26 protein-coding genes are annotated in these 23,333 nt (G+C 62.8%); 24 read left to right on the forward strand and 2 right to left on the reverse strand.

Annotated features, from left to right (window positions below; translation table 11 throughout):
• The 7 genes from V6L75_RS09600 to V6L75_RS09630 are packed head-to-tail and all read left to right on the forward strand — an operon-like array spanning position 1 to position 2,909.
• A complete protein-coding gene (locus V6L75_RS09600; RefSeq protein ID WP_334251292.1) occupies positions 1 to 567 on the forward strand; it encodes a head-tail connector protein in 567 nt (188 codons plus the stop codon).
• Positions 564 to 887 carry a phage head closure protein gene (locus V6L75_RS09605; RefSeq protein WP_334251293.1) on the forward strand — a complete coding sequence of 108 codons (324 nt, stop codon included), beginning with the start codon at positions 564 to 566 and terminating at the stop codon, positions 885 to 887. The genes V6L75_RS09600 and V6L75_RS09605 overlap by 4 nt, the downstream gene beginning before the upstream one ends.
• Positions 884 to 1,291 (forward strand): DUF3168 domain-containing protein, encoded by a 408-nt coding sequence (locus V6L75_RS09610; RefSeq protein ID WP_334251294.1) that lies wholly within the window; start codon positions 884 to 886, stop codon positions 1,289 to 1,291. The genes V6L75_RS09605 and V6L75_RS09610 overlap by 4 nt, the downstream gene beginning before the upstream one ends.
• A gap of 31 nt (positions 1,292 to 1,322) precedes the next feature.
• Positions 1,323 to 1,736, forward strand: coding sequence for a phage major tail protein, TP901-1 family (locus V6L75_RS09615; protein ID WP_058900356.1), 414 nt, complete (start codon positions 1,323 to 1,325; stop codon positions 1,734 to 1,736).
• A gap of 14 nt (positions 1,737 to 1,750) precedes the next feature.
• Positions 1,751 to 2,101: a gene transfer agent family protein gene (locus V6L75_RS09620; protein WP_334251295.1), complete on the forward strand. Its 351-nt coding sequence runs from the start codon at positions 1,751 to 1,753 to the stop codon at positions 2,099 to 2,101.
• Positions 2,098 to 2,346 (forward strand): phage tail assembly chaperone, encoded by a 249-nt coding sequence (locus V6L75_RS09625; protein ID WP_334251296.1) that lies wholly within the window; start codon positions 2,098 to 2,100, stop codon positions 2,344 to 2,346. The genes V6L75_RS09620 and V6L75_RS09625 overlap by 4 nt, the downstream gene beginning before the upstream one ends.
• A complete protein-coding gene (locus tag V6L75_RS09630) occupies positions 2,328 to 2,909 on the forward strand; it encodes a phage tail tape measure protein (protein WP_334251297.1) in 582 nt (193 codons plus the stop codon). Before V6L75_RS09625 ends, V6L75_RS09630 begins: the two co-directional genes overlap by 19 nt.
• Before the next feature lie 102 nt (positions 2,910 to 3,011).
• Here the strand turns inward: V6L75_RS09630 and V6L75_RS09635 are convergent, their stop codons facing one another.
• Positions 3,012 to 3,248, reverse strand: a complete 237-nt coding sequence (locus tag V6L75_RS09635) for an HP1242/YdcH family protein (RefSeq protein WP_334251298.1) — start codon at positions 3,246 to 3,248, stop codon at positions 3,012 to 3,014.
• A gap of 93 nt (positions 3,249 to 3,341) precedes the next feature.
• On the opposite strand from V6L75_RS09635, the gene V6L75_RS09640 reads away from it, so the two are divergent.
• The 16 genes from V6L75_RS09640 to V6L75_RS09715 all read left to right on the forward strand — a co-directional run bounded on the left by V6L75_RS09640 (position 3,342) and on the right by V6L75_RS09715 (position 20,259).
• Positions 3,342 to 3,974: a DUF2460 domain-containing protein gene (locus V6L75_RS09640; RefSeq protein ID WP_334251299.1), complete on the forward strand. Its 633-nt coding sequence runs from the start codon at positions 3,342 to 3,344 to the stop codon at positions 3,972 to 3,974.
• Positions 3,975 to 4,030: 56 nt separating this feature from the next.
• A complete protein-coding gene (locus V6L75_RS09645) occupies positions 4,031 to 4,924 on the forward strand; it encodes a DUF2163 domain-containing protein (RefSeq protein ID WP_334251300.1) in 894 nt (297 codons plus the stop codon).
• Entirely contained in the window at positions 4,914 to 5,369 is a 456-nt protein-coding gene (locus V6L75_RS09650; protein ID WP_334251301.1) for an NlpC/P60 family protein, read from the forward strand. The genes V6L75_RS09645 and V6L75_RS09650 overlap by 11 nt, the downstream gene beginning before the upstream one ends.
• Positions 5,357 to 9,223, forward strand: a complete 3,867-nt coding sequence (locus V6L75_RS09655) for a baseplate multidomain protein megatron (protein WP_334251302.1) — start codon at positions 5,357 to 5,359, stop codon at positions 9,221 to 9,223. The genes V6L75_RS09650 and V6L75_RS09655 overlap by 13 nt, the downstream gene beginning before the upstream one ends.
• Complete coding sequence (locus V6L75_RS09660) at positions 9,216 to 9,941, forward strand: DUF2793 domain-containing protein (RefSeq protein ID WP_334251303.1); 726 nt, start codon at positions 9,216 to 9,218, stop codon at positions 9,939 to 9,941. Before V6L75_RS09655 ends, V6L75_RS09660 begins: the two co-directional genes overlap by 8 nt.
• A gap of 45 nt (positions 9,942 to 9,986) precedes the next feature.
• Positions 9,987 to 10,871: a glycoside hydrolase family protein gene (locus tag V6L75_RS09665; protein WP_334251304.1), complete on the forward strand. Its 885-nt coding sequence runs from the start codon at positions 9,987 to 9,989 to the stop codon at positions 10,869 to 10,871.
• Positions 10,872 to 10,895: 24 nt separating this feature from the next.
• Complete coding sequence (locus V6L75_RS09670; protein WP_334251305.1) at positions 10,896 to 11,096, forward strand: hypothetical protein; 201 nt, start codon at positions 10,896 to 10,898, stop codon at positions 11,094 to 11,096.
• Positions 11,097 to 11,216: 120 nt separating this feature from the next.
• Positions 11,217 to 11,474 carry a PepSY domain-containing protein gene (locus tag V6L75_RS09675; protein WP_334251306.1) on the forward strand — a complete coding sequence of 86 codons (258 nt, stop codon included), beginning with the start codon at positions 11,217 to 11,219 and terminating at the stop codon, positions 11,472 to 11,474.
• 57 nt (positions 11,475 to 11,531) lie between these two features.
• The gene (locus V6L75_RS09680) at positions 11,532 to 12,194 is read left to right on the forward strand and encodes a response regulator transcription factor (RefSeq protein WP_334251307.1); all 663 of its coding nucleotides are present in this window, start codon (positions 11,532 to 11,534) and stop codon (positions 12,192 to 12,194) included.
• Positions 12,191 to 13,591: an ATP-binding protein gene (locus tag V6L75_RS09685; protein WP_334251308.1), complete on the forward strand. Its 1,401-nt coding sequence runs from the start codon at positions 12,191 to 12,193 to the stop codon at positions 13,589 to 13,591. Before V6L75_RS09680 ends, V6L75_RS09685 begins: the two co-directional genes overlap by 4 nt.
• A gap of 298 nt (positions 13,592 to 13,889) precedes the next feature.
• Positions 13,890 to 14,345 (forward strand): RT0821/Lpp0805 family surface protein, encoded by a 456-nt coding sequence (locus V6L75_RS09690; protein ID WP_334251309.1) that lies wholly within the window; start codon positions 13,890 to 13,892, stop codon positions 14,343 to 14,345.
• A gap of 271 nt (positions 14,346 to 14,616) precedes the next feature.
• Positions 14,617 to 15,972, forward strand: coding sequence for a hypothetical protein (locus V6L75_RS09695; protein WP_334251310.1), 1,356 nt, complete (start codon positions 14,617 to 14,619; stop codon positions 15,970 to 15,972).
• A 103-nt stretch (positions 15,973 to 16,075) separates the two neighbouring features.
• Entirely contained in the window at positions 16,076 to 17,221 is a 1,146-nt protein-coding gene (gene ccmI / locus V6L75_RS09700) for a c-type cytochrome biogenesis protein CcmI (RefSeq protein WP_334251311.1), read from the forward strand.
• A gap of 41 nt (positions 17,222 to 17,262) precedes the next feature.
• Complete coding sequence (gene ccmE, locus V6L75_RS09705; protein WP_334251312.1) at positions 17,263 to 17,715, forward strand: cytochrome c maturation protein CcmE; 453 nt, start codon at positions 17,263 to 17,265, stop codon at positions 17,713 to 17,715.
• Positions 17,716 to 17,764: 49 nt separating this feature from the next.
• Positions 17,765 to 19,756 carry a heme lyase CcmF/NrfE family subunit gene (locus V6L75_RS09710; protein WP_334251313.1) on the forward strand — a complete coding sequence of 664 codons (1,992 nt, stop codon included), beginning with the start codon at positions 17,765 to 17,767 and terminating at the stop codon, positions 19,754 to 19,756.
• Between the two features lie 5 nt (positions 19,757 to 19,761).
• Positions 19,762 to 20,259, forward strand: a complete 498-nt coding sequence (locus tag V6L75_RS09715) for a cytochrome c-type biogenesis protein (protein ID WP_334251314.1) — start codon at positions 19,762 to 19,764, stop codon at positions 20,257 to 20,259.
• A 26-nt stretch (positions 20,260 to 20,285) separates the two neighbouring features.
• Here V6L75_RS09715 and V6L75_RS09720 read toward each other — a convergent pair whose 3' ends face one another.
• Positions 20,286 to 21,506, reverse strand: coding sequence for a DUF2336 domain-containing protein (locus V6L75_RS09720; protein ID WP_334251315.1), 1,221 nt, complete (start codon positions 21,504 to 21,506; stop codon positions 20,286 to 20,288).
• A 134-nt stretch (positions 21,507 to 21,640) separates the two neighbouring features.
• Here V6L75_RS09720 and V6L75_RS09725 point away from each other — a divergent pair, with 134 nt between their 5' ends.
• Positions 21,641 to 23,188, forward strand: coding sequence for a Do family serine endopeptidase (locus tag V6L75_RS09725; protein ID WP_334251316.1), 1,548 nt, complete (start codon positions 21,641 to 21,643; stop codon positions 23,186 to 23,188).
• The last annotated feature ends 145 nt before the right edge of the window (positions 23,189 to 23,333 follow it).

Below are 23,333 nucleotides of genomic sequence, written 5' to 3' on the forward strand. Positions count from 1 at the left end.
ATGACCCATATGGTGACGAGCCCGCCGGCGGTGGAGCCGGTGAGCGTGGCCGAACTGCGGGCGCAGGTGCGCCTTGTGCACATGCAGGAAGATGCCCTGCTTGAACATTACATCAAGGCGGCGCGCCAGCATGTGGAGGGCCTGACGCGGCGGGCGCTGATCACCCAGACGCTCCGCGTAATCCTCGATGCCTGGCCTGCTGGCCGGGCGGTGCGCCTGCCGGTGGGACCGGTGCAGGACGTGCTGGCGGTGAACCTGGTGGACGGGGACGGGATGCCGCAGCCTCTGCCTTCTTCTGCCTGGCGGTTCTACAGGGGCTCGGAGCCGGGAAGCCTCAGGGCGGTGCCGGGATTGGGGCCGGTTGAGCCGGTAAACGGGATCCAGATCGAGTTCATTGCCGGATACGGGCCAAATGGTTCGTCGGTGCCTGAACCGCTGAGGCAGGCAATCCTGCTGCTGGCGGCGCACTGGTACGAAAACCGGGAGGCCTCTGTCGAATTCGGCAATGGCACCATGCCGCAGGCTCTGGACCGGCTGCTTTCCACATATCGTCTGGTGCTGCTGTGAGCGGGGCGGGGGATCTGCGCCGTCTGGTGCGGCTGTGGAAGCCGGAGCGGACGGCGGATGCCGGGGGCGCGGCGGAGACAACCTTTGAGGATATGGGCACCGACCATGCGGCGGTGCGGCTGCGCAGCCAGGCGGAGCGGGCCAGTGATGCCCGGGCCGACGGCGTGGCAACGCATGAAATCCGCTTGCGGCACCGCGAAGACATTGCGGGCGGGTGGCGGATTGCAGACGGGGCGAAGAGCTACCGGGTGCTGGCGGCGGCGGACCCGGACGGGCGGCGGCGCTGGACCCAATGCCTGTGTGAGGAGGAAGAGGCATGACCGGCGAAATGGCCCTGCGGGACGCGCTGATTGCACGGCTTTCCACTGACGCTGACCTGACGCTGATCATCGGCCCCGGGCGTGTGCATGACGGGGCACCGCGCAGTGCGGCGCACCCCTATCTGACGCTGGAGAGTATCACATCCCGGCCTCTGGCCGGTGAGCCGGACGAGGGCATGGAGCATCAGCTGGTGCTGGCGCTCTACTCCCGTGCCGACAGCCGCGATGAGGCGGTGAAGGGCGTTATGGCGGCGGCAGCGGCGCTCTTCGGTTCCGGCCTCAGCCTGAACGGCTGGCATCTGGCCGATCTGCGGGCCGTCGAGACTTCCAGCGAACGGCTGAGGGACGGGCGGAGCTGGCGGGCAGCATTGCGCCTGCGCGCCGTGACCGGCCCGGAAGACTGACTGCAACACATCAAACGGCAAGGAGCGCGCAATGGCGGCGCAGCGTGGACGTGACCTTTTGCTGAAGCTCGGCACGGGCAGCGGCAATTCCTTTGTGACATTGGCGGGGCTTCGGGCCCGCAGGATCGCGCTCAATGCGGCGGCGGTGGACATCACCAATGCGGACAGCGCCGGCCGCTGGCGGGAACTGCTGGCAGGGGCTGGCACCCGAAGTGCCAGCATCTCGGGCTCCGGCCTTTTCCGTGATGCCAGTGCGGACGAGACGGCGCGGGCGCTGTTTTTCAGCGGCGAGATCCGGGCCTTTCAGGTGGTGATCCCGGATTTCGGCACGCTTCAGGGGCCATTCCAGATCACGGCGCTGGAATATGCCGGGCAGCACGACGGGGAGGTGACCTATGAGATCGCCCTCGAGTCGGCGGGCGAACTGGCCTTTACGGCGCTTTGAGGGGAGCGGCGGCGATGACGAACCGGCTGAGAGGCGAAATCAGCGCCATGCTAGATGGGCGGGAATGGACGCTAGTGCTGACGCTCGGCGCGCTGGCGGAGCTGGAGAGTGCCTTTGCCTGCGAGGATCTGCAGGGGCTGGTGGAGCGCTTTGCCAGCGGGCGGCTGGCTGCGCGTGACATCATCCGGGTGCTGGGGGCTGGATTGCGCGGGGCAGGCAACAGCGTTTCCGACGAGCAGGTGGCGATGATGCGGGCGCCCGGCGGCGTTGCGGGATTTGCCGCGATTGCGGCTGACCTGCTGCGGATCACCTTCGGCAGCGCCGATGAGACGGTGGAGGCAGCGGGGGCATCCATGCACCCTTGAGAGGCGGCGCGGGGCAAGAGGTCAAAGCGGATGTAACAGGGGCTTTTCCATGGGATGCGGCGCTTCATGCCGCCATGGGACGGCTTGGCTGGACGCCCGCGGAAACCTGGGCTGCGACGCCGCGTGAACTTGCCTTTGCGCTGGGCCTTCGCCGGGGAGCGGGCGCTCTTAACCGCAGGGGGCTGGATGCGCTTATGGAGCGTTTTCCGGATGAAGGAGAGACAGGATGGCAGATGACAGCCTGATTGGCGCAGGGAGCGTGGAGCTCGACCGCATGGCGCAGCAGATGCAGGACATGCAGAAGACAGCGGGCGACTTCTCCCGCGTGCTGAATGCCGGGCTTCGAACGGCGGTGGTCAGCGGCAAATCGCTGGACAGCGTGATGAAGTCGATGGTGCTGAGCCTGTCGTCGCGGACGCTTTCCAGTGCGCTGGCGCCGCTGACAAACCTGGCGGGCAGCGCGGTGAGCAGCCTGCTGGGTTCGGCAGCATCAAGCGTTGCAAGCGGTGTGTCCGGGCTGTTCAGCTCCGGCGTGTCGCTGTTTGCCGATGGAGGCGTGGTGTCCTCACCGACCTTTTTCGGCCATGGCAGCGGGCTGGGGCTGATGGGAGAGGCAGGGGCGGAAGCTATTTTGCCCCTGCAGCGCGGCGCAGACGGGCGACTGGGGGTGGCTGGACCTAGCGGCAATGGCGGGGGAACGGTGGTCGTCAACGTGACCACTCCGGATGCGCCCAGTTTCCGCAGGTCGGAAGCGCAGGTCTCGGCAATGGTGGCCCGCGCCGTCGGACGGGGACGGCGCGGGCTCTAACACCGGCTTGAAGAGGAGGGGCTCAATGGCCGGTGTTCCCGGGAAGCGCTGACCGGCTGAGTGAAATCACGTCAGCCGGTCAGTAGCTTGCATTTCGATGTTTCAGGCAGCCAGCATGGCCGCAATTTGGTCCTTCAGGTGAAGCCGCTTCTTCTTCAGCTCTTCCGTGGCTTCATCGGAAGCCGGGTTTACGCCAGATTCAATGCGGTGAATCTCGCGGTTCACCTCGTGATACTCGTCCGCGAGCTTGGCGAAATGGGCATTGGACAGCTTCAGGGAATGAAGCGTCTCGGCAGCCTGCGGAAATTCTTCGTGAAGCTCGTGTGCAACGTGACTCATGCAGTTCCTCCTTGATGGGCAGACCATGGCGGGGCTGCTTCCGGCAGTCCTTGAGCAAGATCAAAAAACAGCAAGAACACGGGAGAGCATGCCGTGACAGGATTCCTCGACGAGAGTTTTCCGCTGCCAGTGGCCTTTGGCGCCAGAGGGGGGCCGGAGCGGCGGACCGAAGTGGTGCAGCTGGCCAGCGGCCAGGAAGCACGTAATGCACGTTGGGCTGACAGCCGCAGGCGCTATGATGCGGGTTCGGGTGTGCGGTCGCTGAAGGATCTGCGGGCGGTGGCCGGGCTGTTCGAGCGGGCACGGGGGCGGCTCTACGGGTTCCGGTTCCGTGATCCCTTTGACAACAGTTCTGCCCAGGCCGGTGGAGCACCCGGGGCAGGAGATTGTCTGCTGGGACAGGGGGATGGATCGCGGACCCGGTTTGCGCTGGTGAAGATCTACGGGACAGGCAATCTTTCCTATACGCGCAGCATCACGCTGCCGGTGGCCGGAAGCCTGCAGGTCAGCGTGGAAGGGGCAGAGCTGGCTCCTGCGGCGTTCAGCTTTGATGCCGGAACGGGCGAGGTGGTGCTGGCCGCCGCGCCTGCAAACGGGGCGAGGGTGCGGGCGGGGTTCCTGTTTGATGTGCCGGTGCGGTTTGACACCGATGTGCTGGATTTCAGCTTGACGCACTTTGAGGCCGGCGAGGCGCCAGCCATTCCGCTGGTGGAAGTCCGGCTCTAGGAATTTTTGCCGCAAGCCGCGGAAAACGTCCGCACTGCGAAGCAGGAAAATCATCCATGAAAACAATCGACGAGGCACTGGCCGCCCATCTGGCGGGCCGGATCACGACGCTGTGCGCCTGCTGGCTGGTGACGCGCAGTGATGGAGTGACGCTTGGCTTCACCGACCACGACCGGGCGCTGACCGTGCAGGGCGTGATGTGCCACCCGGCCAACGGGCTGGAGCGCAGCGCGGTGACGGAAGGGCCGGGACTAGCCGTGGGTGGCGGCGAGGTGAGTGGCAGCCTGACGAGCGAGGGCCTGAGCGACGCCGAACTGGAGGCGGGGCTGTGGGATGGAGCCGGGGTTCGGGCCTATCTCGTCAACTGGGCTGATCCCTCGCAGGTGCTCCTGGAGCGGCGGGCCACGATCGGCGAGGTGACACGGGCAGGGCTTGTGTTCCGGGCCGAGCTGCGCGGCCTTTCGCAGGCGCTGGAGGCGCGGCGGGGGCGGGTGTTCTCCGGCCAGTGCGACGCGGATCTGGGGGATGCGCGCTGCGGTGTGGATCTGGCCTCTGTCAGCTTTCGGGGGACGGGAACGGTGCTCCTCTCGCATGACACAAGGCGGCTGCGCGTATCAGGACTTCATTCCTACACCAGCGGCTGGTTCGACGGCGGGCGGCTGCAGGTGACGACTGGTGCGCTGGCGGGCTTTGCCTGCGAGGTGGCCCGGCACGACCGGACGGACGAAGGGGCGGAACTGGTGCTGTGGCTGGCGGCGCCGCAGATGCTGGCGTCCGGTACCGGCATCACGGTGACGGCGGGCTGCGACAAGCGCTTTGCCACCTGTCAGACAAAGTTCGCCAATGCGCTGAACTTTCAGGGCTTTCCGCATATGCCGGGAACGGACTTCGTCCTCTCCTATCCGAACCGCAACTCGGGCCAGAACGATGGAGGGGCAATTGTCTCCTGACGGGATTTCGCGGGTGGAGTTGCTGGCTGGATCGCGCAGCTGGATCGGCACGCCCTACCGGCATCAGGCTTCGCTGAAGGGCGTGGGGTGTGACTGTCTAGGACTTGTCCGGGGGCTCTGGCGCCAGTTCGTGGGACCGGAGCCTGTGCCGCTGCCTGCCTATTCGCCGCAATGGGCGGAGGCAGGCAGCGGCGGTGAGAGCCTGCTGCAGGCGGCCGCGACCTGGCTTGTGCCGGTGGCAGGTACAGGTGCGCCGGGCGATGTGGTGCTGTTCCGCTGGCGTGACGGAGCACCGGTGAAACATGCAGGTCTTCTGAGTGAAACGGGCGGCCTGATCCACGCCTATGAGCGGGCTGGTGTGATTGAAAGCCCGCTGGTGCCAGCTTGGTCGCGGCGCATTTCGCATGTGTTTTCCTTTCCCGGAGTTTTGCCATGGCAACCCTGATCCTTGCGGCGGCCGGACAGGCCCTTGGCAACATGGCTGGAATTGGAGCTATCGGCGGTATTCTGGGGCGCGCGGCGGGCGCTGTGGCCGGGAGCCTGATCGATAATTCCATGTTCGGCAGCAGCCGGACGGTGGAGTCCGGCCGGCTGGCCGATCTTTCGGTCCAGTCCTCTGCTGAGGGGGCCTCCCTGCCACTGATCTATGGCCGGGTGCGGCTGGCGGGGCAGGTGATCTGGGCGACACGTTTCGAGGAAGAAGTCAGCGAAGAGAGCGCAGGCGGGAAAGCGGGCGGCGGCTCCAGTACGACTGTGCGCAGCTACAGCTATTACGGCAATTTTGCCGTGGCTCTGTGTGAAGGTCCGGTGGCGCGGATCGGGCGCGTGTGGGCCGATGGCAAGCTGCTGGATCTCACCGGCATCAATCACCGCATTTACCCCGGCACGCGGATGCAAGGGCCGGATCCCTTGATTATGGCCGTGCAGGGTGTGGCCCCGGCCTATCGCGGGACGGCCTATGTGGTGTTCGAGCGGCTGCCGCTGGAGAGCTTCGGCAATCGTCTGCCACAGCTGTCCTTCGAGGTGGTGCGGGTGGTGGAGCGGCTGGAGCCGATGGTGAAGGCCGTGACGCTGATCCCCGGTGCGGGAGAGTTTGTCTATGCTCCCACCAAGGTCACGGACGAGCCCTCCACCGGCACAACGGTGGTGGTGAACCGGCACACGTCCATCGCTGCCAGCGACTGGCACGCGGCAATGGACGAATTGCAGGCGCTATGTCCGGCGCTGGAGAGTGTAGCGCTCGTGGTGGCCTGGTTCGGGGATGATCTGCGGGCCGGACAGTGCTCCATCCGGCCAAAGGTTGAGACAGCTAGCCGCAACACCTCTGGCATGACCTGGCAGGTGGGTCCGGTGACGCGGGAGGGCGCGCAGCTTGTTTCGCAGATTGACGGACGCCCGGCCTTTGGCGGCACGCCTTGTGATGCCAGCGTGATCGCGGCCATCCGCGACCTGAAGGCACGGGGGCTGAGGGTGGTGCTTTACCCCTTCATCCTGATGGATATCCCGGCAGGCAACAGCTTGCCTGCGCCTGAGGGCGGGATGTCGCAGCCGGTCTATCCCTGGCGCGGGCGGATCGTGCCCTCGGGGAGTGTTGCGGCAGATGTGGCCGCCTTCATGGGAAGCGCGATGCCGGCCCATTTCAGTGTGAGCGGGGAGGCAATCGGGTTCGGCGGCAATGCGGAGGACTGGGGTTACCGGCGCTTCATCCTGCATCTGGCGCATCTGGCGGAAGCGGCGGGCGGTGTTGATGCCTTCCTGACCGGATCGGAAATGCGCGGGCTGACCAGGGCAAGCGCTGGAGGTGGCAGCTACCCCTTCGTGACGGCACTGAGAGCACTGACAACAGATGTGCGCGCCGTGCTGAGAACCGGGACGAAGATTTCCTATGCTGCGGACTGGTCCGAATATGGCGCGCATCAGCCGCAGGAGGGGGAGGTGCGGTTTCCGCTGGATCCGCTGTGGGCCGACCCGGCGGTGGATTTCGTCGGCATCGACAATTATCTGCCGCTGACGGACCTGAAGGGTGCAGACGATGAGACACCCTACGATCTTGAAGCCTTGCGGGCCGGAGTGGCGGGCGGGGAGTATTTCGACTGGCATTACCGCTCGGATGCGGAGCGGCGGGCGGGACAGCGCACGCCGATAACCGATGGGGCCTATGGCAAGCCGTTCGTCTACCGGGCCAAGGATATCCGGGGCTGGTGGGAAAACCCGCATGTGGAGCGGGTGGGCGGAGTTGAACTGGCGGCTGCGACACCCTGGGTGCCCATGTCCAAGCCTATCTGGTTTACCGAGCTGGGCATGCCGGCGATTGACCGGGGGGCAAACCAGCCGAATGTGTTTGTCGATCCAAAATCGTCGGAATCCACCCCGCCGCATTTTTCCAGCGGCTCCCGCGATGACGCCATGCAGCGGATGGGGCTGGAGGCGGTGCTGAGCTACTGGGGCGGCAGTCATCCGGAGCTGGCACGCGGGGACAATCCGGTTTCCTCCGTCTATGGCGGGCGGATGGTGGATGAGGCTAACCTGCATCTGTGGACCTATGACGCGCGGCCTTTTCCGGCCTTTCCGGTCTATGGGGACGTCTGGTCGGACGGGGGCAACTGGGAGGTTGGGCACTGGCTGAACGGCCGGCTTGGTTCCGTGAGCATTGCGGGCCTGATCCGGCAGATGCTTGAGGATTTCGGCATCGGCGGCGAAGCCTGCGACGTGCTTGGGCCAGCCGCAGTTGTTGAGGGGATGACACTGGCGGGGCCGGTTTCATTGCGTGATGCCATCGATCCCCTTCTGGAGGCCTTTGGCGGGCAGGCACTGGATCTGGGGGACCGGCTGCGCTTTGCCATTGCTGGAGCAGGACGGGTGCATCCGCTGGACGGGCACCTGCTGGCAGAAGAGGCGGAAGACCAGCCGCTGCTGAGCCGCGTGCGGGCGCAGAATACCGAGCTGACGAGCGAGATCCGGTTGTCAGGCGAGGACCCGCAGCAGGATTTCCGCCGTCAGGTGGTGGCCAGCCGCCGCCTGGAAGGGGGAAGCCGGACGGTGAGTTCGCAGGATCTGGCCATGACCGCCAATCCGGTGGTGCTGATGCAGGCGGCGGATGCGCGCTTGCAGCGGGTTTGGGCGGAGCGGGAGCGGGTGGAATTCTCCCTGCCGCCAACAGACGCCAGATTTGAGGTGGGCGATCTGGTTGAGATTGCGGAAACACCGGATCAGGTGTTCTCGCCTGCGCTGCGTCTGCGGATCGAGCGGATCGAGACTGCGCAGACGCGGAAGATCGAAGCAGTGCGCAGCGCGCCGGTGCTGGCGGTGGCCCGTACGCCACAGAGCCGGGCGTCTGTTTGGCAGGATACGGAAGCGGGGCCGCCGCATGTGGTGATGATGAACCTGCCGCTCCTGCAGGACACGGATGGTGCCTTCTCGCCCGTGATTGCGGCCTTTGCCCGGCCCTGGCCGGGGGAACTGGCGGTGCTGCGCGGCCGGACGGGCGACAGATTCGAGGACGTGGCGCGGCTGGAGCGGCCGGCCACGGCGGGCTCGCTGACGGCTGATCTGCCGCCGGGGCCGGTGTGGCGGTGGGATGAGGCCTCCGTCTGCGAGGTGGAGATCCACGGTGGAGTGATGCAAAGCCGCAGTGCGGAGGCGGTGCTTTCCGGTGCCAATGCGCTGGCTGTGCTGAGCCGGACAGGTGGATATGAACTGCTGCAGTTCCGTAATGCGGAGCTGACGGGCACGCGGCGGTACCGCCTGACGGGGCTGCTGCGCGGGCAAAAGGGCAGCGAGGCAGAAGCAGCAGCTGGAGCTGAAGCCGGGGCGGCCATCGTTCTGCTGGATGGCAGCCATGCGGTCCTCCCGCTGGAGGCGGATCTGCTGGGGCGTTCCCTGGCCTATCGAATCCTGCCCGCCGGTGCGGCTCTGGACACGGCAGCCCGCAGGGATGTGGCCTTTGCGGCGAGCGGCCGGGCGGCCTTGCCGCTGGCGCCGGTGCATCTGAGGGCATCGCGGGAGAGCGGAGGCATCCGCCTGTCTTGGATCCGGCGGACCCGAAAGGGCGGCGATAGCTGGGACCTTGCGGAGGTGCCGCTGGGCGAGACGGCGGAAGTCTATCGTGTGGACATTCTGTCCGCCCCGGGCGGGAACGCTCTGCGGTCGCTGACCAGCACTGCCACCAGTGTTGTTTATCCGGCAGCGGATGAGGCTGCCGACTTCAGCGGGCCGGTGGCGAGCCTTGCGGTGCGGGTCTGCCAGATTTCGCCCGAGGCAGGGCCGGGCGCTTTTCTGAAAGAGGTGTTGAATGTCTGAGACAGCAAGGCTGGGCCTGCCGCTGATTGCGGCAGCTCAAGCGCAGAAACACGTGACCCACAACGAGGCGCTGGCGCGGCTGGATACGCTGGCGCACCTGCGGCTGATCGAGGAGCGGCAGGTGCCGCCTGCCACTGCCGGAGAAGGCGACACCTTTCTGGTCGCCTCCGGTGCCTGGGGCGCTTTTGCCGGGCACGAGGGAAAGGCGGCGCATTTCAGCGGCGGTGCCTGGGTGTTCTATCCCGGCTTTGAGGGGCTGCGGGCCTTCCTCGCGTCCGAGGGCAGGCTGCTGGTGTTTGCTGGCGGGAGCTGGCGTGACTATGCCGCGCTGCTCGGGCCGCAGATGATGCTGGCCCGCAGCAGCGGCGGTGCGACGGCGGGTCTCTCCGTGCTGGAGGCGACGCTTGAGGAGATGAGCGGAACCTATGTGGAGGCGGAAGGGCTGATCCCGGACCGGGCGGTGGTCTTCGCTGTTTCTTGCCGGACACTCACAACAATCACAGGTGCCGCGTCCTACGACTGCGGACTTTCTTCCGACAGGTCAAAGTTTGGCGGATCTCTGGGTGTCAGCGCTGGAGCGCAGAATGCGGGGGTGATTGGCCCGGCCGCCTTCTATGCGCCCACCAGCGTGCGCCTGTCGGCCAATGGCGGGAGCTTCACCGGCGGGGCCGTCCGCGTGGCCGTGCAGTGCCTGATCGCGGGAGTGCCTGCAGCGTGAAGACACAAGACCACGAGTTCAAGTGTTGTCGAGGGAGTGATGATCATGAATGTCAGTCCTGAAGGGCTTGCCTTTATTGCCCGGCACGAGGGTTTTTCCTCGCGTGCCTACATGGATCCGGCCGGAGTGCCGACGATCGGCTACGGCTTCACTCTGGCGTCCCGGCTGTTCCGTGACTGGTGGTCGAAGCGGGGGCGCAAAGACCTCAAGGCCGGAGACATGATCGACCGGGCAGAGGCCAATACCGTGCTCAAGACGCTGGCGGATCATGAGTATGGCGCTGCGGTGCTCCGCCGGTTCGGCAAGCTGCCGCAGAACCAGTTCGATGCGGTTGTCTCGGCTGTCTACAATCTCGGGGAACAGTGCCTTTCCTGGCGCTGGGCGGCGGCGCTGGCGGCCGGAAACGTGGCCGAGGCCGCGCGTCTGCTGGCTATGACGGGCATCCGGGCCGGAGGGCGCATTCTGCCGGGGCTGGTGCGGCGCAGGTCTGAAGAAGCCCGTCTTCTTCAGGGCGGCGACTATGGCTTCAACGGGCACAACTCCCTACCCGAGCCAGACCCAGAGGTGATGCGGGGCCAGCAGATGCTGGCACGGCTTGGCTTCAAGCCCGGCCCCACCGATGGAATCGAAGGCCCGATCACACGGGCGGCGGTGCTGGCATTCCAGATCGAGCATCCGCCGCTGAAACTCGACGGCAGGCTTGGCCCGGCAACCCTCTCAGAACTGGAGCGTGCCGTCGCAAAACAGAGAGGCGTGGCGGGAACTCTCATCTGCGGTGCGACTGGTGCAGGTGTCTCCGTTTCGAATGGCGATACCTGGATGGAAATTCTCGGCTGGGGGCTGGCACTGGCTGGCTTTGCCTTTGTGATCTATCTGGCATGGGCGAACCGGGGCCGTATCCGGCTGCTTGCCCGCCAGTTCATTTCCTGAAACCTGAAGCGGAAGGACAGGCATATGAATGGTTGGAAGACTTTTGCCTTCAATGGAGCGGTTGGCATCGCCAGTCTGGGTGGCGGAATTCTGGATCAGCTGGATCTGGTCGACTGGAGCAAGGTTCTTCCGGATGGATGGGGGCCGTTTGCCGTCATGGCAATCGGTATCGTCAACATCCTCCTGCGGCATGTGACGACGGAGCCTGCGGCCTGGCGCAAGTAATCGGGGCCTGAAAAGATGTACGGGGCTGACGGGAGACTGTCAGCCCCGTTCATTTGTCATTCAGGCAGAGGCAGCTACAAAAGGGATAATTCCGGCCCGAACCGAAGCAGGAACAGCCCCGTGACCAGATTTTTCGCCGCCGCCATTCTCTTCCTTCTTGCCGGACTTGTTCCGGCCGCCGCCAATTGCCTGTCGCAGGGGGAGGCACAGCAGGCCGTGGCAAGCGGGCAGGCGCAGCCGCTGGGGGCTGTCGCAGGCTCAGCGGGCGGCGAAATTGTCAAGGCGCAGCTGTGTATTGAGGGCGGGCGCTATGTCTACCGCCTCTCCGTGCTGGCCAACGGACAGGTGACGACAGTTGTTGTCGACGCCAGCCGGTAGGCACAGGGCGAAGACTCGCCTAAATGTGACGGTAGCCAGTTCCATCCGGGAAGACAGATGCGCCTCCTCATTGTTGAAGACGACAAGGACCTGAACCGCCAGCTTGCCGAGGCGCTGACCGAAGCGGGTTACGTCGTGGATCGTGCCTATGACGGCGAGGAGGGGCACTATCTCGGTGATACAGAGCCCTATGACGCTGTGGTGCTGGATCTGGGCCTGCCAGTCCTTGATGGTCTTTCGGTGCTGGAAAAATGGCGCCGCAACAAGCGCATCATGCCCGTGCTGATCCTGACCGCCCGCGACCGCTGGTCTGACAAGGTGGCGGGCATTGACGCCGGCGCGGATGATTACGTAGCCAAGCCTTTCCATATGGAAGAAGTGCTGGCGCGGGTGCGGGCGCTGGTGCGCCGCGCGGCCGGCCTTGCCTCCAATGAAATCGAATGCGGTGACCTTCGCGCCGATTTGCGCACCAGCCGGGTGACGGTCGGCGGCAGTCCGGTGAAACTGACGTCGCTGGAATACCGTCTTCTGGCCTACCTCCTGCACCACAAGGGCAAGGTGATTTCCCGCACTGAGCTGGTGGAGCATCTCTACGATCAGGACTTTGACCGGGATTCCAACACGATCGAGGTTTTCGTCGGACGGCTGCGCAAGAAGCTGGGCGGGGACTATATCGAAACCATCCGCGGGCTTGGCTACCGGATCGGAGAACCGGTGTGAGCGGGCCGGATCAGGCGCCGCGGATCGAGGCTGTACGGCGGCCACGGCGCAGGTCACTGGCAACACGGCTGGTTCTGGCCGCCTCGCTCTGGTCGACGGCAGCGCTTGTCATCGCAGGCGTTATACTGGTTGGTCTTTACCGCGAGGCAGTGGAACGCGGTTTTGACAGCCAGCTTGAGGTCTACCAGAAGAGCATCGTTGGCGCGATGGCGCCTGCTTCTGCCGGAGAGCCGCTGAACAGGCCGGACAACCTTGGAGAACCGCGTTTCTCTCTGCCGCTTTCGGGCTGGTACTGGACGGTGACGGATCTGGCGGGTGGCGAGCGGCTGTTCGCTTCACCCTCGCTGCTCGGAGATCCACTGAATGTTCCTGCGCTTGGCGAGGGAGAGCGCAGTGGCAGTGCCGCAATGACGGGCCCTGGCAGCGATGAACTGCGGGTGGCGCAGCGGATCATCTCCTTTGATGGCAAGAGCTATCTCATCGCGGTGGCAGGGCGCACAGCCGGGTTGCGGCAGGATGTCAGAGCCTTTGCCGGGCAAGTGGCCCTGACGCTGTTCGTCTTTGGCCTTGGTCTGGTGGCTGCGGTGTTTCTTCAGGTCCGTTATGGCCTCGTGCCGCTGAAGCGGCTGCAGGCATCGTTGGCAGCCGTCCGTCAGGGCGATGCAGAGCGGGTTGAGGAGGATCTGCCCTCGGAACTTGCACCATTGGCTGCGGAGCTGAATGCGCTGATTGCCTCCAACCGGGAGGTGGTGGAGCGGGCCCGCACACACGTGGGCAATCTGGCGCATGCGCTAAAGACGCCGCTGAGTGTGATCTCCAATGAAGCCCGGGCACAGGGCGGGCCATTTGCGGAGAAGATGGCCGAACAGGCTGGCATCATGCGCACGCAGGTTGACCATCATCTTGAGCGCGCGCGAATGGCTGCCCAGCGCCGTGTGATCGGGGTGGCAACTCCGGCGGAGCCGGTTCTGACAAAACTTGCCCGCGTGATGGAACGTATCCACGATACCAAGGGGCTGGATATCTCCGCCGATTGCGAAGATGGGATGCGCTTCCGGGGCGAGCAGCAGGACCTCGAGGAAATGGCTGGGAACCTCATGGACAATGCCTGCAAGTGGGCAAGATACGAAGTGCGGCTGACGTCGCGGCTTATGGACACCGGAACCCCAGGCCGGCAGTTCATTGAGATTGTTGTCGAGGATGACGGGCCCGGCCTCACGGCGGAGCAGCGCAGGGAAGCAGTGAAGCGGGGCAAGCGGCTGGACGAAAGCGTACCTGGCACAGGGCTCGGGCTGTCGATCGTTGCGGATCTGGCAGGACTTTATGGTGGCTGTTTCGAGCTGTCTTCGTCGGAGCTCGGCGGACTGAGAGCACGCCTGCTGCTGCCTGCCGTCTGATACAGAGGCTCTGCGGCGCATCAGCCATTGAGATTGCTCGTGCATCGCACGGGTTTGTCTGAGTGACCCTGTAAGGTTGGGTAATGCAGCTTTACTGGACGTACGCCACCCTGTGACTTACATCACTAAGAGTGCGCTGCAACATCCCTAATGTTTCTTCAAGATGGCGTGATTCGGCCATAAATTTGGGAAGTTTTAAGGATAACGGGCGCAGTATGGGAACCTTGTTGCCATTCTTGCGTTGTCGCGTTTGAGAACGCGCGAACTGGCCCGTGGTGGCCGGTTGATGGAGTGCGAGATGCGGTTGAGCAAAAGTGGGTTGATTGTGCTCTTGTCTGCAGGCCTTTCTGCCTGCGGCTCGCTTGGCAGTGACAGCAGCTCCGATGGCGTGGATCTTTGGGGCTCGGCTTTTGGCCGTTCCGAGAAGTCGATCGCTGAGGCAGAAGCCAACGCAGCCATCAACAAGCTGCTGGAAGGCACACCCGGTCTTGTGCTTGAATCGAGTGACCGGCGCGTGGCGGCGGAAGCACAGAAGCAGGCGCTGGCTACGCCCGGCGCTGGAGGTGCGGTGCGCTGGGACAATCCGCGAACTGGCCGTCAGGGTGAAGTGCGTCCCGGTCCCAGATATCAGGTCAACAACACCGAATGCCGGGAGTTTACCCACCAGGTGATTTCCAAGGATAACCCTGTTCCTGTGGTGGCCCGTGCAACGGCCTGCACTGACGAAAAGGGACTTTGGCGCCCGATCGGCTGAGCCGCGTCAGATCCCTGTTTTGCATTGCCAAATTTTGAGCCCGCCGGTTTCCGGCGGGTTTTCGTTTGCCCGTGCCGGTCGGGACCAGCGAAACTTCACGATTTTAGCATCTGGATCAACCAACTGGAAAGGAACACTTAAGTCCTGAAGTGCTAGCCTTTCCGGCAGTCTTATCCTGTTGATCAAAGTTCTGCGTATCATGACCGATCAGGATCTTCTGAAAAGGAAGATACAGTCCTATCTCGAAGAGCTGTCTCCGGGGGCAGTCTCCATGCTCGCAAGAAGCCTGGAGAGGACGCATGCACTTGGACAGAACGAGCCCCATGCAGAGCTTATTCTGGCGGCTGCGCTGGCTTTGTTGTCTGGGCAGGCTTCCGGCGAAGAGCTTGAGGGTTCAACTCCAGTCCAGAATGCCGGCTGCAACTGGCGCCAGAAACTGGAGCGGAGCTTCTTCGCGCCGATTGATGCCTTTGCCATAAACGAGCAGCTTCCGCACAAGCAGGAAGCCAGGATCTACCGGCCCTATCTGAGTGAATTCTGGAACTGGATGGAACGGGACCTGCTGGCAGAAGACATTGCCAGAGCGGTCGAGTTTCTGGAGAGGCGCCCCGATGATGAAGAACGGATTCATCGCGTGGCTGCGGTTTTGCGCAAGAAAGCTGGAGAGGCGCTGACGGGGATTCTCGATAACTGTGCCGCATCTGAACGCGAAGAGCGCAGGCTGAAGATGCTGCTGGGCGGCGAACGTGCCCTGCAAGATCTTGCTGATGTGGCCAAGGTGTTCAAGGCTGAGCCTTGGTTGAGAGCCTTTCGCCGGCGTATTCCGGACACACTTAGCGAGCGGGCATTGAAACAGGATGCGGACATCCTTGATCTGGTTTCCGCATATGCCACGCGTCATCCCGAAGATGTGCCGGTGATCGCGGCTGCCATGCTGGACCGGGCGGAGGCACCCTGGTCGCTTGGGCCCTTTGCAGAGAGGCTGGCAAGAGTGCGTGGTGCAAGGTGGTTGACGAAAACCCGCTACGCGCCCTTCGCCTCGATTGTAATCTCGGAGGTGGAGCGGCTGCATCTGCTGGCTCACGAGCATCGCAAGAATAATCCTGATCCTGTTGGCTTTGCAGGCGCTCTGTCGGCATATGCGACTGTGGTGAAAGGTGTGGAGCGGGATATGGATCTGACTGGCGCGGAGCAGTGGCGCGGCCGGATCGCAGAAACCCGCCGCAGCATCTCGGCTGCGGTTGCTGATGAACTGGCTGGTGCTGCCGGAACGGTCCGCCGGGCTTTACAGGTGCCCAAGACAGATGCCGATGGTGCGTTTCGTTCCAACGAGGCCGCCCTTGATGCTGCCGTTCGCACGCTCAGAGTGTTGGACCTAAGCCGCAGTTCTGCGGAGGTTCTGGCCGTGAACGAGGCGGGAAAACGGGCTCGCCAGTCTGTCGAACAGACACTGGAGATCATCTCGCGCTCCCTGATTTCCGATCTGGGAAAGGCCAAGGGACCAAACCGCGACGCAGTGGCCTCTGCTGCCGAGGCGGCTATCCAGCTTTGCGAGATCTGTTTTGGCCAGGAATACGCCGCTTTGTTGAGGCGAAGCCGGCAAAGCGCAATGGCTGCAGCAGCCTAAGTGAGCCGTTTCTGCGTGTTTTCCAGATCCGTGTTTTCACCGCGACCCAAGGTCACACACTCTTTTGTTGCCAGAGCGGGTGTGTCACGATCTATATGGCGGCATGACACTCTGGATCTTTTTCGCCTTCTTGACCGCTGCTGCGGCGCTATCCATTCTTGTGCCGCTCAGGCGCGGGGCTATCGCGGACGTTGTTTCCGCTGAAGATGTAGCAGGAGAAGCTGTCTACAAGGCCCAGCTGGATGAGCTGGACAAGGATCTCGCGCGCGGTGTGATTGACGAGACTGCGGCGAAAGCTGCCCGAACAGAGATTGCGCGCCGTCTTATCGCCTTGCGCAGGGACAGCAGCCTGTCTGACGGTCAACGGGATACGGCCAGGAGCACGAGCGGCAGCCGTGACAAAGCCGTCATGGCTCTGGCGATTCTGGCTGTACCTGCGGCGGCGCTCGGTATCTATATGGCCGCCGGTTCGCCGTCCTATCCGGATCAGCCTCTTTCTGCCCGGTTGAATACGCCTGTTGAGACTCTTCCCGTGAACCAGATGATTGCCCGTGTCGAGCAGCATCTGGCGCAGAACCCTGCCGATGGGCGCGGATGGGAGGTGCTCGCTCCCGTTTATCTGTCATTAGGCCGTCCAGAGGACTCGGCAAGGGCTTTCAGCAACGCAATCCGCCTGAATGGCAGCCGTGAGGACCTTGAATCCGGTCTTGGCGAGGCGCTTGTCGTTGCAGCGCGCGGCGTTGTGACAGCGGATGCCAAAGCCGCATTTGAGCGGGCTGCCGCCTTGTCTCCTGATGCCGTGAAGCCAAGGTTTTTCCTGGCGATGGCTTATGGTCAGGATGGCAGGAAGGATGAAGCTGTGAAGGCCTGGATGCAGCTGCTGGAGGGAGCTGACGAGAGTGAGCCCTGGGTACCTGTGGCGCGGCAGGAACTTGCCGCGGTTCAGGGCCAGGTTCCGCCTGCAGTCATGCCCGGTCCGACGGCAGATGATGTGCGGGCCGCAGGCGAAATGGGCGCAGAAGACCGCCAGTCCATGATTCAGAGCATGGTAGACGGCCTGCAGGAGAGGTTAGACAGGGACGGTGGCACCATTGAAGAGTGGGAGAGACTCATCCGTTCTCAGCTTGTCCTTGGGGCGCGCGAGGCCGCCAGGGAAACACTTGGCAAGGCACGGCAGGCAATGACCGCAGATCAAGCCGCGCAGTCCCGTTTCGACGAGTTGGAGAAGGAACTCGAGTCCGGAAACTGAGGACCAGCCGCAAGAGGAACCGTGAGGGAGCGGACAAGGGAATGACCAGAAAACAGCGCCGCCTTACACTGATCGGTGGAGCCGGAGTGGTTCTTGCTGCCGCTGCCGGCCTGATACTCTATGCGTTGAGCGACCAGATCGTGTTTTTTCAGACACCTACTGACGTGGTGACCAAACAGATCGCGCCCGGCCAACGCATCCGGCTGGGTGGGCTGGTCGAGGAGGGGTCCGTTGAACGCCGCGCCAACGCAGAAGTGCTGTTCCGGGTGACGGATACGTCCAACACCGTGCAGGTGGCTTATACGGGCATTCTGCCGGACCTGTTCCGTGAGGGGCAGGGCGTCGTCACGGAAGGTGTGATCGGCCCGGATGGTGTATTCAAGGCCGACAATGTCTTGGCAAAGCATGACGAGAATTACGTGCCGAAAGAAGTCGCCGATGCCCTTAAGGAACAGGGTGTCTGGAAAGGCGATGAAGATCAGCAAAGCAATTGATGCCGGTCGGGCCGGGGCAGCCGGATTGGTGTGAGGGAGTACAGGACGCATGATTGTTGAGGCCGGCCATTTTGCGCTTGTACTGGCGCTGGTCATGTCACTAGTACAGTCGGTGGTACCCGTCTGGGGCGCAAAGACCGGTGACTTGCGCCTGATGTCAATTGCCGCACCTGTGGCCAATTTGATCTTCGTGCTGGTTACGATTTCCTTTGCGTCGTTGACCTGGGCCTATCTGAATTCAGACTTCTCCGTTCTGAATGTCTGGGAAAACTCTCATTCCGCCAAGCCGCTGATCTTCAAGATCTCTGGTGTCTGGGGCAATCACGAAGGCTCCATGCTGCTGTGGGTGCTCATTCTTGCACTCTTTGGTGCGCTCGTGGGGCTGTTCAGCAGCAATGTGCCCGCACCGCTGCGTGCGACAGTGCTTGCCGTTCAGTCCTGGGTCGCGTCTGCCTTTCTGCTGTTCATTCTCGTTACATCGAATCCGTTCCAGCGGATTGCCGATGCTCCGTTCGAAGGTAACGATCTCAATCCAATCCTGCAGGACATCGGCCTCGCGATCCATCCGCCGCTGCTCTATCTTGGATACGTCGGCTTCTCGATCACTTTTGCCTTTGCTGTAGCAGCACTCATCCTCGGGCGGATTGATGCGGCCTGGGCACGCTGGGTGCGGCCCTGGACGCTGCTGGCCTGGCTTTTCCTGACGCTCGGCATCTCCATGGGCTCCTACTGGGCCTATTATGAGCTCGGCTGGGGCGGCTGGTGGTTCTGGGACCCGGTCGAGAATGCGTCCTTCATGCCCTGGCTGGCGGGAACGGCGTTGCTGCATTCGGCCATCGTCATGGAGAAGCGCGAGGCGCTGAAGGTATGGACGGTTCTGCTCGCGATCTTCACCTTTTCTCTGTCGCTGCTCGGGACATTCCTCGTCCGCTCTGGCGTGCTGACCAGCGTTCATGCCTTCGCGGTCGATCCTTCACGCGGCGTGTTCATTCTGGCCATCCTGTGCGTGTTCATTGGCGGCTCGCTGGCGCTTTATGCGTGGCGCGCACCGATGCTGAAGCAGGGCGGCATTTTCTCACCGATCAGCCGCGAAGGCTCGCTGGTGCTTAACAACCTGTTCCTGACAGCAGCCTGTGCGGCGGTGTTTGTCGGAACGCTTTATCCGTTGGCGCTTGAAGCGTTAACCGGTGAAAAGATCTCCGTTGGCGCCCCCTTCTTCAATCTGACCTTTGGTCCGTTGATGGTGCCCCTGCTGATCGCAGTGCCTTTTGGGCCGCTGCTGGCGTGGAAGCGCGGGGACATGCTGGCAGCCTGCGAGCGGCTCTATGCGGCTCTGGGACTGACTGTACTTGCAATGCTGTTCGTCTTCTGGCTCTGGGGTATGGACCGGGTTCTGGCGCCTCTGGGCGTCGGATTGGCGGTATGGGTGATGGCGGGCTCGATTGCCGAGATCATTTCCCGCAGCCGTATTCTGGAAGTCGGTCTCGCCCGCGGTCTGCCGCGCCTTTTCGGCCTGCCGCGTTCCGCCTGGGGCACGGTTCTGGGGCACTTTGGTCTTGGCATGACCGTGCTTGGCATCGTGGTAGCTTCTGCCTTCCAGATTGAGGTGGTGCGCAATGCCAAGCCGGGCGATACGTTTGACGTGTCTGGCTATCAGTTCACGTTTGACGGCGTCGCGCCCCGGCAGGGATCGAACTTCACGGCACAGGTGGGGCACTTTACCGTGCGCTCAGGCGGGCGCGAAGTCGCAAAGCTTGATCCCTCGAAGCGGGTTTATACAGCGCGGGGCATGCCGACGACTGAGGCCGCAATTGCCACTTTCGTTTTCTCGCAGCTCTACATTTCTCTGGGCGAAAGCCACGCGGATGGCAGTGTGGATCTGCGCGCCTATCACAAACCGCTCATCACCCTGATCTGGCTGGGTACTCTGGTGATGTCGCTGGGCGGAGCCATATCCCTGACCGACCGGCGCCTTAGGGTCGGTGCCCCCAAGCCCGCCAAAGCGAAGGCAGGCAAGCCGCAAACCGTTGCAGCAGAGTGAGCCCCATGAGACGTTTTCTTGCGAGCCTGCTTATGGTCTTTTCGCTGTGTGGAACATCCCTCGCCATCGGACCGGACGAAATCCTGAAAGATCCTGCGCTGGAAACGCGAGCTCGCGAGCTCTCTGCACAGCTGCGCTGCATGGTCTGCCAAAACCAGTCGATAGACGACAGTGATGCGCCACTCGCGAAGGATCTGCGTGTGCTGGTTCGTGAACGTCTCGTCGCGGGCGACAGCAATGAGGCTGTCATTGACTATCTCGTTTCCCGCTATGGTGAGTTTGTGCTGCTGAAGCCGAGGATCGGCTGGAACACGATCTTTCTCTGGGCCTCTGCGCCTCTGGCTTTCTTCGCTGGATGTATTGCGGTTCTGGCGGCGTTCCGGCGGCAGAAGAAACGGGCCGCGTTGGCCGAAACTGTACCTCTGACGGCTGCCGAAGAGGCAGAGCTGGCGGCGATCCTCAAGGAGGCGCCTGGGGCAGACGCATCTGGGCAGCGCGGGTAACGCCACGCCTGCCGATGCAGGCTGCGCTACACTGCTGCAGTTGCCATGACGGACAGACGGACCTTGATGAAGCGCATCGTCCGGAGGGCGTCTGCTTCCGATAGGATCCGGTACTCGCCTGCCCAATGATCCACCTGAGCGGAGGGGCAGCGCATGTGGCGGCAGCGGGCCTTGCAAAGCGCGCCAAAGGCAGTGTCGCTAACTCCGACCGCCCTGCACAGGATGGCGATCGCCTCAACATCAGGGCGCACCATGATATTGCGGACAAACCTTTCGTCGATCTGAGCGAATTGGCTGAGCAAGAAAGAAAGTTCGTAGAGTTCGTTTGACAAGCTGTATTCGATGACCGCCTGGTCCAGCTGCTTGTGACCGTCGCGCAGATCCTTCAGGGTTGCCTTGGCATTCAAGCGCGATTTGCGCCGCTCCAGTCGTCCCTCGTCAACAAGGGCGCTCGCCTCCTTGAAGAGGCTGCGGGCCATCCGCTCGTTGTTTTCAAAGATGTAGCGCAGCTTGGCCTGGCGGTCGGCTGGAAGCATGGACAAAAGCCTGTCGAAGTTTTGCTTGGACAGATCATGCCGCTCTGTGAGGGCTTCTCGCAGGTCCCGGTCGCTCTCGGCGAGTTTCACCAGAAGCCGCCCACCCCAATCCGATAGCTCTGCGCCAATGTTTGCAGCAACCGAGTGCTGGACAGGCTTCTCGCCGCGTTCCAGCAATATATCCGTGATCCGGGGCTTGAGTGTTTCGCGCTGAGAGATGGCGAGCAGATGTTCCTGCCCTTTGGTTCGGGCCAAAGTGAACAAGTCATCGTCTGTCAGCACTTCAGAATGCTGAAGGACTGGAGCAGCCACATCAGCCTTGTCATTTGCAAGCTTGAGAATGAGTGGCCTGGGTGTTTCCGCCACGTGGGCAACCTTGCCGGAGAACTCCCTGCGGTCTTCAATGTCAACGAGGTCCAGGAGATTTACGAGGATGTCATTGAAAAGCGACAGCTCGTCATTCGAGTAGCGGTCTGCGCCTTCAATGAAAAGGCTGGCGATATGGCCCATCAGTTCGCGGCGTTTGCCGCTGCAGCTCTCCTTCGCCAGATCAACGAGCGATCTCAGCATTCTGACCTCTATACGATGCGGTGTATTTGCATTGGACATTGCAGAAAACAGATTTACGGAGAGATAAGTTGAATGCTGAAAATTTGATGTTTCCAGATGTATTTTGCCAATTGCTACTTGTAACAGTGTCTGATTTTTCATGAGTGAAAATACATTACAAAGGTTTAATCCGCCGGTCAGGCCCCTGTAATGCGGCGCTCTCCATATTCGTTTGCAACAAGGCGCGGTGCCCCGCCTGCGCTGGAAAGACAGTCAAACGATCGAGGAGTGATTTCATGTCCGAGCAGCAGAATTCTGAGCAGTCCGCCAAGCCGTCCGTTGGTTTTTTTGCGCGCCACAAGACAGGCCTGCTGGCTGGTGCGATGGCTCTTGGCCTTGCCGGTGCCTTGACCGTTCAGGGGCTCGTTCCCTCAAACTATGCTTTTGCCGCTCCCGTCGAGGTGAGCCAGCCCGCCCCGCTGAATTTCTCCAATGTCGTGTCCGCCGTGCAGCCGGCTGTGGTCAGCGTCAAGGTGAAGCAGGCCGCTCAGCCGCGCATGATGAATTTCCGCGGTGGCGAGGATCTCTTCGGCTTCCCGGGCATGGATGAACTGCCGGATGGGCACCCGCTGAAGCGGTTCTTTGAGCGCCGTGGCCAAGGAGACCGGGGAGATGGTCAGCAGAACTCCCGTCCCTACGAGATGTCCCAGGGGTCCGGCTTCTTCATCTCGGATGATGGCTATGTAGTGACCAACAACCATGTGGTCGACAAGGGCACGGAGTTCACGGTTACCGACAATGAGGGGAATGACTACAAGGCCAAGCTGATCGGGACGGATCCCCGCACGGACCTGGCGGTGCTGAAAGTCGATGCGGACAAGAAGTTCACTTATGTGGCTTTCGCAGAGGACGCGCCTGCTGTTGGTGAGTGGGTTGTCGCCATTGGCAATCCCTTCGGCCTTGGCGGAACCGTCACTGCCGGTATTGTCTCTGCGCGTGGCCGTGACATCGGCGCGGGCCCATATGATGACTTCATCCAGATCGATGCACCAGTGAACCGCGGCAACTCGGGAGGTCCGGCCTTCAACATGAAGGGCGAGGTGATCGGCATCAATGCGGCTATCTACTCTCCGTCCGGCGGCAACGTTGGCATTGCCTTCGCCATTCCTGCCTCCACGGCGCGTAACGTGGTTGCTTCGCTGCAGAAGGATGGCGCCGTGACGCGTGGTTGGCTGGGGGTTCAGATCCAGCCGGTGACAGAGGATATTGCAGCCAGCCTCGGCCTTGCCGATGCACAGGGAGCCATCGTCTCAGATCCGCAGAACGGCAGCCCTGCCGCCAAGGCCGGTATCGAAGCTGGTGACACGATCCTCAAGGTTGATGGCGCTGACGTGAAGGGGCCGCGCGAACTGTCCCGTATGATCGCGGCCTATGCTCCAGGAACGAAGGTGGACCTGACGGTCTGGCGCAATGGCAAGGAGAAGGATGTTTCCGTTACGCTGGGCAAGCTGACAGACAGTCAGCAACTGGCCTCAGCGGGCGATACCGGAGCTGGCAAGACTGAGCTGGAAGATCTCGGGGTCGATCTCGCATCTGCCTCGCAGGCTGGACTTGATGTCGAGGGTGTGGTTGTCCTGAACGTCGACCCGGCAGGGCCTGCCGCAGACAAGGGGCTTGCCCGGGGTGATGTGATCGGGGAGGTCGCAGGCCAGAAAGTTTCCACTCCGGCGGATGTCCAGGCTGCACTGGCCAAGGCCGAAAAGGATGGCCGCAAGGCCGTGCTGATGCGGGTCTTCCGCGACGATAGCGCCCGCTTTGTCGCCCTGCCGCTGAACGTCGGCTAAGCCGCACGGACTGGGGCGGACTGTCTATAGCCCCCGGTGAAGATCCGCCCCGCGCCTGACCTTGCGGGCTTCCGCTGCCCCCAATCCCACCCCGCAGAGGTCAGGCCAAGTGTCCGCAGCACCCGCAAGAGGGTTGCTGCGGACA

Origin of the sequence: Pannonibacter anstelovis (assembly GCF_036881715.1) — a bacterium.
Classification (GTDB): Bacteria; Pseudomonadota; Alphaproteobacteria; order Rhizobiales; family Stappiaceae; genus Pannonibacter; species Pannonibacter anstelovis.